The organism is Kribbella rubisoli, assembly GCF_004217145.1.
In the GTDB taxonomy this organism is placed as follows: domain Bacteria; phylum Actinomycetota; class Actinomycetes; order Propionibacteriales; family Kribbellaceae; genus Kribbella; species Kribbella rubisoli.
This window is the reverse complement of sequence record NZ_SHKR01000017.1, coordinates 62,042-73,560: the sequence shown is the minus strand read 5'-3', so window position 1 is coordinate 73,560 and position 11,519 is coordinate 62,042. Positions and strand designations below refer to the sequence as shown.

The window sequence follows — 11,519 nt, the reverse complement described above, 5'->3', positions numbered from 1 at the left end:
GGTCATCCCCTCGCCCGGATGCGCGGATCGAGCAGCACATAGGCCAGGTCGGCGACCAGGTTGGCCAGCAGTACGGCGAGCGTGATCAGCAGGAAGACACCCTGCATCATGGGGTAGTCGCGCTTCTGCAGCGACTCGTAGAGCAGGTAGCCGATGCCGGGATAGCTGAACACGATCTCGGTCAGCAGGGCGCCGCCGACGACACCGCCGAGTGCCATCGCGAACCCGGTGAAGCTCGGCAGCATCGCGTTTCGGGCGGCGTACCTGAACATCACCCGCCTCGGCGACAGGCCCTTCGCCTGGGCCAGCAGGACATAGTCCTCGCGGACCGTGGTGACGGTCATGTTGCGCATCCCGAGCAGCCAGCCGCCGAAGGCCGAGAACACGATGGTTGCTGCCGGCAACACACCGTGGTGCAGCACGCTGACGGCGTACGCGAGGCTGAAGCCCTGCGGCAGGTCGGCGTCGTACCCGCCGGAGAGCGGGGTCCAGCCGAGGACGAAGCCGAAGATCCAGAGGGCGAGCAGGGCGACCCAGAAGTACGGGACGCTGCTCAGGAACGTGGTGAACGGGGTGAGGATCGCGTCGAGGCGGCTGCCTGCTTTCCAGCCGGCGACGACGCCGAGCAGGGTGCCGATCGCGAACGCGGTGATCGTCGTCGTACCGACGAGCAGCAGCGTCCACGGCAGCGCCTGCCAGACCAGGTCGGCGACCGGGACCGGGAAGTTGACCACGGAGACGCCGAGGTCACCGTGGGACAACTGGCGGAGGTAGTCGGCGAACTGCTGGGCCAGGTTGGCGTGCGGGTTGCCGAAGATCGCACGGATCGACATCAACGTCTCGGCCGGGACCTGCTGACCGCTGACGCGTTCCAGCTCCTCGACGATGGCCGACGACGGGTCGCCCGGCATGAGTCTGGGGAGCAGGAAGTTCAGCCCGATCGCGGCGGCCGCGGCGGCCAGGTAGAAACCCAGCCGCCGGGCCAGGAAAGCCCATCGCATCGTCTCAGCTCCCCCGGCGCTGAAGCTTCAGCATGGTCAGGATCGTGTCCGGTCCCATCCCGACGAACGGGATGTGGTCGAAGTCGTCCGGCGTCGGCCAGCCCGTCCAGCGGGTCGCGTTGATGTCGACGAAGTAGAAGTTGTTGTAGATAGGGCTGAACGGGACCTTGTCGACGACGATCTTCTGCAGTTCGCGGCCGAGCGTCTTCAGCTGGTCGACGTTGTCGGTGCGCTCCATCGAGGCCAGGATCGAGTCCGTCTGCGGGTCGCTCCAACGACCTTGGTTCAGCGTCGCGGACTTGCCGATCGGGACCTTGTACGAGCTGCTCAGGAAGCGGTAGACGCCGTACACCCCGGAGCCGCCTGTCGATGCGGCGGCCAGGTCGAACTGGCCGAGGTTCTGCTTGTCGTAGTACCCGGCGCTCGGCTGGCCGGCGCCCTTCACCTGCAGGCCGAGGTTCTGCTTCCAGGTGTTGATCAGGATGTCGGCGTAGTTGCCCCAGCCCCAGTCCGAGTTGAACAGGATGCTCGGCTGGTACCGCTTGCCGTCCTTGACCAGCGCGCCGTTGTCGATCGTCCAGCCGCCCGCCGCCAGCTCGGCCTTCGCCGCGGCGGCGTCGACCTTCTGGACCTTGCCCTTGTACGCCGGGTCGAGCCAGTCGGCGAACAGCTGGTCGGACAGTCCGGTCGGGCCGGCCTCGGTGCCGGGGCGCTGGAGCGTGGTGACGACGGCGGTGCGGTCGATGGTGAGCGCGAGGGCCCGGCGTACGTGCACGTCGTCGAAGGGTGCCTTGGCGGTGTTGAACAGGACGGACATCGCTCCGCCGTTGGAGTAGAGCTGGTAGAGGTGCTTGTCCGGGTCCTTGGCGACGTACTCCTTCTCGCCGTTCGGCCAGCTCGCGGACGCCCAGTCGATATCGCCCTTCAGCAGCTGGGCTTTGAGCGCGTCGGCGCTGGTCGGGATGATCTTGTACGTCGTCATCGGCAGCTTCCCGCCCCAGTAATCGGTGCGGGCCTGGAGCGTGATCTGCTGCGGCTTGAACTCCTTCAGCCTGAACGGGCCGGTGCCGGTCGGTTCCGGGTTCGTCCAGGTGTTGAGGTTCTGCGTCGACCAGATGTGCTTGGGGACCATCGGGAGCAGGATGTTCGCGAACTGGTTCAGCGTCGCGTACGACGGCTCGGCGAAGGTGACCGCGACCGTCGCGTCGTCGACCTTCTTCACCGACTTGTAGGTGACACCGGCGATGCTGAAGTCCGGCTTCTCGATCGGCAGGCCGAGCGAGTAGACGACGTCGTCCGCGGTGAACTTCTGCCCGTCCGACCAGGTCACGTCCTTACGGAGCTTGATCGTCAGCTGCTTGCCCTGCGCGGAGAACGTCCAGCTCTCCGCCAGCCACGGCTTCACCACGCCGCCGTCGCCGTAGTCGACCCGCATCAACGGCTCGTAGACGAGCTCCATGTTCGGCGCCTTGTCGGTCGCCGGGCCCATCACGTTGTAGTTGCGGACGAACGTCGTACCGCCGTCGGTCTTCGCGTAGACAACCGACGCGTCCGCCGCGCCGCCGCCGCCCGCCGGCCTGGCCGCGGGGCCTGAGCACCCCGCCGCCAGCACCGCACCGACCACCAGTAGGACCCGCCACCGACTGCGCATATCTCCCACCCCAGACTAGAGCGGCTGCACGTTCATACGTATGAGCACTCTGGTATGAGCTATTTCCGGGTTGCTCTTACGTATGCGCAGGAACCTACGAACGTTACGCGCGCATGTCAAGACCGAGACGGCTCAGCAACAACAATCCGCGCATGCTGCCCCGCGACGGACAGGTCGTAGGCGGCCTGCACCCGCCAACCGCGGGTGAGTTGAGCGGCCTGCGCTTGGCTGAGGACGGCGACGACCCGCCCGCCGGAGAGCAGCGCCCGACGCCACTCGCGGGTGTACGGCCCGAGATCGCCGATGCTGAGCCGTACGTCCCAGGGCGGGTTGGTGATGATGCGATCGGCGGTCACGTCCAACCGCCGCGCATTCCCCACCCGCCACAACATCCCACCGACGCCCGCCTCCCCGCCACTCGCCTCGGCGCCGCCCTCTCCCGCGACTCCCGCCTCTGCGGCGCCCGCCCCGGGCGCGTTCGCCCTGGCCGCGCCGACCGCAGCGAGGTCGCGGTCGATGCCGACGTACCTGGCTCGCGACTCGATCGCGTGTGCCTCGAGCAGCACCGTCCCGGCACCGCAGAACGGATCGAGGACCGTGTGGCCCGGCGCGATGCCCGCCAGCCGAGCCATCGCGGCGGCGACAGGCGGATGCAGACTCCCCCGCACCGTCCGCGTCCGCCACGCCCGCCGATGCAGTGGTACGGCGTACGGCCTCAGCCCGACCCACAGCGTCTTTCCGTCCAGCACGACTCGCCACTCGGACCGCTCGACCGGCGGTACGGCACCGTCGCGCCGCGAGTAGTACCGTCCGCCGAGCCGCGCCCCCACCAGGTCCTCGATGTCGAACCGGTTGTAGTTCCGCACGCCCACGAACGACGCACTGACCGCAAACGCACCCTGCCCCGCCGGCAACTCCAGCGATCGGATCGCCGCCGTCAGCGCGTCCCTGGTCCGCCCAGGATCCACCGCAATGCCATGTACGACGAACACGTCGTCCGCCAGCCGCGGCGGAGCGGACTCACCCGGCGCCCACTCGACAACCACCTGCCGCTTGGACACCTCGACCACCCGATGCCCCGCAGCGACGACTTCCTCAGCCGCCAGTCCTTCCAACCCCGTGACAGTCCGCACCAGCACCCAGTGCATGGAGAATCTCCCGGATAGCACCCGGGAACAACCAACCGGTCACTCCCGCATCGCTGACCGCGGGAAACCTCGAACAGGCCAGCGGAAGCTAGCCCACGCGGAAGAAGTATGTCTCCATGGCGGAGATGATGGCATGCAGCGGACGCCAGGCCCACTGAATTACCCGACCGTTCGCCGCAGATCACGGACCGCCGATCGACGCGGCCGGACGCAGTCTTGAGGAACCATCGTGAATGGTTTCAACTTCAGGTGGTCGCTCGGCGACCTGCTGTGACCAGGAATCCGTCCCCGCCCCGGAGGTTTCTCGTGCACGCAAAGCTGTCCTGGATCGGCCGGCGAGCGCTCCTCGTCGCCGCCGTGCTCCTCGGAGTCTCTCCCCTCGCACCCGCCCAGGCGGTGCCCGCACAGGCGGTGCCCGCACGGACCACAGCGACTGTCCACAGTGCGCCGCGTGGCGCCGAAGTCGTTGCGGTCAAGCAGGTCGCGGACCGGCTGACCGACCTGACTGTGCGGTCCCAAGCTCTCGGTGGCCGCACCGTCAACGTCCGGCTGCTCACACCCGACGGCTGGAATCCCGCCGACCGCACGCAACACTGGCCGACGTTCTGGCTGCTGCACGGCTGCTGCGGGGACTACACGTCGTGGTCCGGCACGGACATCGCGACGATCCCGAGTTTGCGCAAGGTTCTCGTCGTCATGCCCGAGGCCGGCTGGAACGGCTGGTACAGCGACTGGTGGAACTATGGCGCCGGCGGCGATCCGGCCTGGGAGACGTTCCACACCGTCGAGCTGGCGCACCTGCTCGAACACGGCTGGGGCGCGAGTTCGAATCGCGTCGTGGCCGGCCTGTCGATGGGCGGCCAAGGCGCACTGCTGTACGCCGCCCGCCATCCCGGCATGTTCCGCGCGGCCGCGGCGTACTCCGGCTCGGTCCATCCGCTGCTGAACGACGAGTCGATCAACCGGATCATGGGATTCTTCGCCGGTCAGGGCAACGACCCGCTCCGCGTCTGGGGCGACCCTGTCGCGCAGCGCTCGATCTGGGCGGCGCACGATCCGTACTACCTCGCCCGCCGGCTCAAGTCGCTGCCGGTCTACCTGTCCTGTGGCGACGGCACCGCCGGACCGTTCGACCCGCCTGGGAAGACCGACGCGCTGGAAGCCGACTTCAACCGGCAGAACCACGCCCTGGCCGCCGAACTCCGGCAACTCGGCGCGAAGCACCTCACCACGAACTTCTACGGCCCCGGCACCCACGCGTGGGGCTACTGGCAACGCGAACTACACGCCTCCCTGCCGATGCTGCTCCAGGCCCTGCACGTCAATCAGAGATAGGTCTGGGTGCTGGGGGGTGCGGATTCCATCCAGGCCAGGACGCCGGTCAGGGCTTCTTCGGTCATGGCGAAGTGGACGGTGCGTTCTTTGAGGTCGGCGTCGACTATGACGTGGCCGGCGTAGGTGACCAGGGGCTCGTTGCCCATCGGCCGGCGGGTGCTGATGCCGTCGAGCTGGCGGCGGTTGACGACGAGCTTGGGCCACCAGGCCAGGCTGAAGACGCGAAACCATTGCAGCTCGTCGCCGACGTACCGGGCCAGGCCGAGGGCCCAGCCGCGGCCGTGCTCCTTCTCGGCGAGCTGCAGGCTGCAATCAAAAGTTCCGCCGTCCCTGGACAACCAGCGACGGCGGAACGCGACGAGCACGATGAACAGCACAGCGGCAAGCAAACAGACCCCGACGACATCGAGGACTGTTCTCATACGTTGCCGACCTCATTTCCGGTGCCCGACCCCGGGCACCCCGGAGAACCGTACTGTTCGTGACGATATTTGATTATGGCAGGTGGTCAGGAGGTCTGCTCGGCCGCCCGGACCCTGGCCTCGGCGAGTCGCACCTCGTCGGCGTCGGCGTCGGCAAGACCGGCCGCCAGTGCCTCCTCGAGTTCCCGCCGGGCTTCCTCGAGGTCGATGTCGTGACCCATCTCGGCGTTCTCGGCCAGGATCGAGACCCGGTCGTTCGCGACCGAGATGAACCCGTCCGGTGCGGCCGCGACGAAGTACTCGCCGTCGACGGTCCGCACCTGCACGGAACCGCCCTGCAGCAGGCCGAGCAGCGGCGCGTGGCCGGGCAGGATGCCGACGTCGCCGTCCGTGGTCCGGGCGATCACGATCTTCGCCTGCCCCTGCCAGACCGTCCGCTCGGCGGCGACGAGCGCCACCTCCAAGTGGTCAGCCATCTCAGTTTTCCTTCTGCAGCTCGGCCCACTTGCGGTCGACGTCCTCGAGCGAACCGACGTTGAAGAAGGCCTGCTCGGCGACGTGGTCGTACTCGCCCTCGGTGATCTTCTTGAACGACTCGATCGTGTCCTTCAGCGGCACGGTCGAACCCGGGATGTTGGTGAACTTCTCCGCCATGTAGGTGTTCTGGGAGAGGAACTGCTCGATCCGGCGCGCCCGCGCGACGGTGATCTTGTCCTCTTCGGAGAGCTCGTCCACACCCAGGATCGCGATGATGTCCTGCAGTTCCTTGTTCTTCTGCAGGATCTGCTTCACCCGGACGGCCACGTCGTAGTGCTCCTGGCCGATGTACTGCGGGTCGAGGATCCGCGACGTCGAGGTCAGCGGGTCGACGGCCGGGTACAGACCACGCGACGCGATGTCACGGGAGAGCTCGGTGGTCGCGTCGAGGTGGGCGAAGGTGGTCGCCGGCGCCGGGTCGGTGTAGTCGTCGGCCGGTACGTAGATCGCCTGCATCGAGGTGATCGAGTGACCGCGGGTCGAGGTGATCCGCTCCTGCAGCACGCCCATCTCGTCGGCCAGGTTCGGCTGGTAACCGACGGCGCTCGGCATCCGGCCGAGCAGCGTGGAGACCTCGGAACCGGCCTGGGTGAACCGGAAGATGTTGTCGATGAAGAGCAGTACGTCCTGCTCCTTCACGTCGCGGAAGTACTCCGCCATCGTCAACGCCGACAGCGCGACGCGAAGACGCGTGCCCGGCGGCTCGTCCATCTGGCCGAACACCAGCGCGGTGTCCTTGAAGACGCCGGCCTCTTCCATCTCGGTGATGAGGTCGTTGCCCTCACGGGTCCGCTCGCCGACGCCGGCGAACACCGACGTACCACCGAAGTTGTGGGCGATCCGGTAGATCATCTCCTGGATCAGAACGGTCTTGCCGACACCCGCACCGCCGAACAGGCCGATCTTGCCGCCCTGCACGTACGGCGTGAGCAGGTCGAGCACCTTGATGCCGGTCTCCAGCATCTCGGTCTTGGACTCGAGCTGGTCGAAGGCCGGTGCCTTGCGGTGGATCGGCCAGCGCTCGGCGATCTCGAACTCGGACTCGTCCTGGTTCAGGCACTTGCCGGTCACGGACCAGACCCGGCCCTTGGTGACGTCGCCGACCGGGACCGAGATCGCGGCACCGGTGTCGCGCACCTCGGCGCCGCGGACCAGGCCGTCGGTCGGCTTCATCGAGATGGCCCGGACGATGCTGTCGCCGACGTGCAGCGCCACCTCGAGGGTGATCGTCTGGGTGGTGTCGCCCAGGGTGATGTCCACCTCGAGCGCGTTGTACATGTCGGGCATCGCGTCCGCGGGGAACTCGACGTCGACGACCGGGCCGATCACCCGGGCGACGTGACCGACGGCAGCCGCGCCGGCCTCGTTGTTCTTCTCGGTAACCGTGGCAGTCATCTCTCTCACTCGCTCCCGGCGCTCGCGTCGGCCAGCGCGCTGGCGCCACCGACGATCTCGCTGATTTCCTGGGTAATTTGTGCCTGCCGGGCCTGGTTCAGGTCCCGGGTCAGGCTCTCGATCAGGTCCTGCGCGTTGTCGGTCGCAGACTTCATCGCCCGCTGCCGGTTGGCCAGCTCGGAGGCCGCCGCCTGCAGCATGCAGTAGTGGATCCGGCTGGCGACGTACTTCGGCAGCAGCCCGTCGAGCACCTCTTCGGCGGACGGCTCGAACTCGTACAGCGGCAGCACGTCGTCGGCCGCCGGCGCCTCTTCGCCCTCGACGACCTCCAACGGCAGCAGCCGGATCACGTCCGGGCGCTGGGTCAGCATCGACACGAACCGGGTGAAGACGATGTGGATCTCGTCCACGCCGCCCTCCTCGGTCGGGGTCAGGAACGCCTCGATCAGCGCGTCGGCCATCTCCCGGGCCCGGGCGAACGACGGGGCGTCGGAGTCACCGCTCCACGACTGCGCGATGTCGCGCTGCCGGAAGGTGTAGTACGCGATGCCCTTGCGCCCGCTGATGTACGGGACGATGGCTTTCTCGTCCTCGCGCAGCAGCTGGTTCAGCCGCTCTCCTTCGCGGATCACGTTGGCCGAATAGGCCCCGGCCTGCCCGCGGTCGGAGGTGATCAGCAGCACCGCGGCCCGCTTCGGGTTCGGCTTCTCGGTGGTCAGCGGGTGGTCGACGTTCGAGAACGTCGCCACCGCCGACACGGCACGGGTGAGCTCACGCGCGTACGGACCGGCCGCCTGGGCGCGTTGCTGCGCCTTGACGATCCGGGACGCCGCGATGAGCTCCATCGCCCGGGTGAGCTTCTTGATCGTCGAGACCGAGGCCTTGCGATCGCGAAGCTCCCGCAGATTGGCTGGCACGGTCGATCAACCCCGCTTCTGCCGGACGATCTGCTCCTGCTCGACGTCGCCCTCGTTCATCGCCTCGGCTTCGGCCTCGGTGCCGAGCAGCGTGCCCTCCGAGGTCTGGAAGGTCGGCTTGAACGCGTCCAGCGCCTCGGTCACGGCCTGGGCCGAGTCGTCGTTGAACAGGCCGGACTCGCGGATGCTGTCGAGCACCTTGCTCTCCCGGCGCAGGTAGTCCAGGAAGTCCCGCTCGAAGCGCAGTACGTCGTTGACCGGGACGTCGTCGAAGTGGCCCTTCGTACCGGCCCAGATGGACACGATCTGGTCCTCCACCGGGTACGGCGAGTACTGCGGCTGCCGGAGCAGCTGGACCAGCCGCTGACCGCGGTCGAGCTGCCGGCGGGAGGTTGCGTCGAGGTCGGACGCGAACATCGCGAACGCCTCCATCGCGCGGAACTGGGCCAGGTCGATCTTCAGCGAGCCGGACACGTTCTTCATGCCCTTGACCTGCGCGGCGCCGCCGACCCGGGAGACCGAGATACCGACGTCGATGGCCGGCCGGATGTTGGCGTTGAACAGGTCCGACTGCAGGAAGATCTGGCCGTCGGTGATCGAGATGACGTTGGTCGGGATGAACGCCGACACGTCGTTCGCCTTGGTCTCGATGATCGGCAGACCGGTCATCGAACCGGCGCCGAGGGCGTCGGACAGCTTCGCGCAACGCTCGAGCAGGCGGCTGTGCAGGTAGAAGACGTCACCCGGGTAGGCCTCGCGGCCCGGCGGGCGGCGCAGCAGCAGCGACATCGCGCGGTACGCCTCGGCCTGCTTGGTCAGGTCGTCGAAGACGATCAGCACGTGCTTGCCCTGGTACATCCAGTGCTGGCCGATGGCCGAGCCGGTGTAGGGCGCGACGTACTTGAAGCCGGCCGGGTCGGACGCCGGGGAGGCGACGATGGTGGTGTACTCCATCGCGCCGGCCTCTTCGAGCGCGCCGCGGACGGCGGCGATCGTCGAGCCCTTCTGGCCGATGGCGACGTAGATGCAGCGGACCTGCTTCTTCGGGTCGCCGGACTCCCAGTTGCCCTTCTGGTTGATGATCGTGTCGATCGCGATCGCGGTCTTGCCGGTCTTGCGGTCGCCGATGATCAGCTCGCGCTGGCCGCGGCCGATCGGGATCATGCCGTCGATCGCCTTGATCCCGGTCTGCAGCGGCTCGCGGACCTCCTGGCGGTCCATCACGCCGGCCGCCTGCAACTCCAGGGCCCGCTCGCCTTCGAGGTTCTGGATCTCGCCCAGACCGTCGATCGGCTTGCCCAGCGGGTCGACCACGCGGCCGAGGTAGCCCTCGCCGACCGGCACCGACAGCACCCTGCCGGTCCGGCGGACCTGCTGGCCCTCCTCGATCCCGTCGAACTCACCGAGGACGACGACACCGATGTCGCGGACGTCGAGGTTCAGCGCGATACCCCGGGTGCCGTCCTCGAACTCGAGCAGTTCGTTCGTCATCACCGAGGGCAGGCCCTCGACGTGCGCGATACCGTCACCCGCGTCGACAACCGTGCCGACCTCTTCGGCGCTGGTCTGCTCCGGTTGGTACTCGGTGACAAAGCGATCCAGGGCGTCCCGGATCTCCTCCGGCCTGATCGTGAGCTCAGCCATTGTGTTCCTGCTTCCTTGACCCTTGCTGGCCTGTTGTGGCTCTAAAGGCTTTCCCGACCCTTAGCGCCGCTGTATGTCGTTAAGGGGGTTCAGCCCGCGATGCGCCGTTGCGCTTCGTCGAGCCTGGCCGCGATGGTTCCGTCGATCACTTCGTCGCCGATGTCCACCCGGACGCCGCCGACCACGTTCGGGTCGACGATCACGTTCAGCTGGATGTCCCGGCCGTACTGCTGTCCGAGCGCGGCAGCGAGCCGGCTGCGCTCCATCTCGGTCAGCGGGGCAGCCACCCGGACGGTCGCGATGCTGGCGTTCCGCCGGGCCGCCGCGGCGACCTGGTAGGCCCGCATCGAGGCCGCGAAGCTGCGGCCCCGGCCGTCCACCGCGCGCTCGACCAGCCGCACCGTGGTGGCATCCGCCTTGCCCTGCAGCAGTCCGCGGATCAGCTCCTGCCGCCGGTCGACCGGAATCCTGCGGTCGCTGAGCTTGTCGGCCAGCGCACGCTCGGCCGCGACCACCCGCTCCAGCCGGAACAGCTCGTCCTCGACCTCGTCCAGCTTTCGCATGGTGTCGGCGTAGGCCACCTCGGCCTCGATGCTGAGCTGGTCCAGGGCGTCGCCCAGGTCCCGGCCGCTGACCCAGCGACCGGTCACCGCGGCGGTCAGGATCTCCAGCGCGGTCGCGGAGATCTTGCCGCTGAACAACTGCTGGGCCAGATCCGCCTTCGAGCCGGCCGGACGGGCCGGGTCGGTCAGTGCGCGCCGGAGCGCGCCGTTGCCGTCCACCAGCCGGGCGATCGAGAACAGCTCGCTGCCCAGCCCCTCGACCGGCGTCGTCCCCGCCAGGACCTCTTCGGCCCGGGCGAGTGACTCGTGCGACGCGCCGCGCATCAGCCGTCCGTTCCGACGGCCTGACGCGCGGACTCCGACGCCTCGAGATCGGCCAGGAAGCGCTCGACCGTCCGGCGCTGACGCGCCTCGTCCTCGAGCGACTCACCGACGATCCGGCCGGCCAGCGTGGTCGCCATCGTGCCTACCTCGCTGCGCAGTGAGGCGACCGCCTGGGCCCGCTCGGCGTCGATCTGGGCGCGCGCGTGCGTGACGATCCGCTCGGACTCGGCGTTCGCCTGCTCACGCATCTCCGCGATGATCGCCGCACCCTGCTCGCGGGCGTCCTCGCGGATCTTCGCAGCTTCCTGGCGGGCCTCCGCCAGCTGCGCGTTGTACTTGTCCAGTGCAGCCTTCGCCTCGGCCTGGGCCTGCTTGGCATCTTCCATGCCGCCTTCGATGGCCGCGGTCCGATCGGCGTACGCCTTCTCGAACTTCGGGACGACGACCTTGGCGAAGAGGATGGCCAGCAGGACCAGGAAGACGAAGCCAAAGATGATCTCTGGGGTGTGCGGCAGCAGCGGGTTCACGTCCTCACCGGCTGCCTCGCTGAGCGGTAGCACCAACGTCGTCATGTCTGCGTCC

General features: G+C 68.1%; 11 protein-coding genes. 1 reads left to right on the top strand and 10 read right to left on the bottom strand.

The window, feature by feature from the left end:
- Positions 1 to 2: 2 nt before the first annotated feature.
- The 3 genes from EV645_RS35895 to EV645_RS35885 form a co-directional block, all read right to left on the bottom strand.
- Complete coding sequence (locus tag EV645_RS35895; RefSeq protein ID WP_130448668.1) at positions 3 to 1,001, bottom strand: ABC transporter permease; 999 nt, start codon at positions 999 to 1,001, stop codon at positions 3 to 5.
- A gap of 4 nt (positions 1,002 to 1,005) precedes the next feature.
- Entirely contained in the window at positions 1,006 to 2,652 is a 1,647-nt protein-coding gene (locus tag EV645_RS35890; RefSeq protein ID WP_130448666.1) for an ABC transporter substrate-binding protein, read from the bottom strand.
- Between the two features lie 116 nt (positions 2,653 to 2,768).
- Positions 2,769 to 3,800, bottom strand: coding sequence for a hypothetical protein (locus EV645_RS35885; protein ID WP_130448664.1), 1,032 nt, complete (start codon positions 3,798 to 3,800; stop codon positions 2,769 to 2,771).
- A gap of 306 nt (positions 3,801 to 4,106) precedes the next feature.
- On the opposite strand from EV645_RS35885, the gene EV645_RS35880 reads away from it, so the two are divergent.
- Positions 4,107 to 5,135 (top strand): alpha/beta hydrolase, encoded by a 1,029-nt coding sequence (locus tag EV645_RS35880; RefSeq protein ID WP_130448662.1) that lies wholly within the window; start codon positions 4,107 to 4,109, stop codon positions 5,133 to 5,135.
- Here EV645_RS35880 and EV645_RS35875 read toward each other — a convergent pair.
- The 7 genes from EV645_RS35875 to EV645_RS35845 form a co-directional block, all read right to left on the bottom strand.
- The gene (locus tag EV645_RS35875) at positions 5,126 to 5,557 is read right to left on the bottom strand and encodes a DUF2550 domain-containing protein (protein WP_130448660.1); all 432 of its coding nucleotides are present in this window, start codon (positions 5,555 to 5,557) and stop codon (positions 5,126 to 5,128) included. The genes EV645_RS35880 and EV645_RS35875 overlap by 10 nt on opposite strands.
- 86 nt (positions 5,558 to 5,643) lie before the next feature.
- Positions 5,644 to 6,033 carry a F0F1 ATP synthase subunit epsilon gene (locus tag EV645_RS35870; RefSeq protein ID WP_130448658.1) on the bottom strand — a complete coding sequence of 130 codons (390 nt, stop codon included), beginning with the start codon at positions 6,031 to 6,033 and terminating at the stop codon, positions 5,644 to 5,646.
- Between the two features lies 1 nt (position 6,034).
- Positions 6,035 to 7,489, bottom strand: coding sequence for a F0F1 ATP synthase subunit beta (gene atpD, locus EV645_RS35865; RefSeq protein ID WP_130448656.1), 1,455 nt, complete (start codon positions 7,487 to 7,489; stop codon positions 6,035 to 6,037).
- 5 nt (positions 7,490 to 7,494) lie between these two features.
- Positions 7,495 to 8,406: a F0F1 ATP synthase subunit gamma gene (locus tag EV645_RS35860; RefSeq protein ID WP_130448654.1), complete on the bottom strand. Its 912-nt coding sequence runs from the start codon at positions 8,404 to 8,406 to the stop codon at positions 7,495 to 7,497.
- Between the two features lie 6 nt (positions 8,407 to 8,412).
- Complete coding sequence (gene atpA / locus EV645_RS35855; protein WP_130448652.1) at positions 8,413 to 10,050, bottom strand: F0F1 ATP synthase subunit alpha; 1,638 nt, start codon at positions 10,048 to 10,050, stop codon at positions 8,413 to 8,415.
- Positions 10,051 to 10,139: 89 nt separating this feature from the next.
- A complete protein-coding gene (locus EV645_RS35850; protein ID WP_130448650.1) occupies positions 10,140 to 10,937 on the bottom strand; it encodes a F0F1 ATP synthase subunit delta in 798 nt (265 codons plus the stop codon).
- On the bottom strand, positions 10,937 to 11,509 hold the full coding sequence (locus EV645_RS35845) for a F0F1 ATP synthase subunit B (RefSeq protein ID WP_130448648.1): 573 nt from the start codon (positions 11,507 to 11,509) through the stop codon (positions 10,937 to 10,939). Before EV645_RS35845 ends, EV645_RS35850 begins: the two co-directional genes overlap by 1 nt.
- Positions 11,510 to 11,519: the final 10 nt, after the last annotated feature.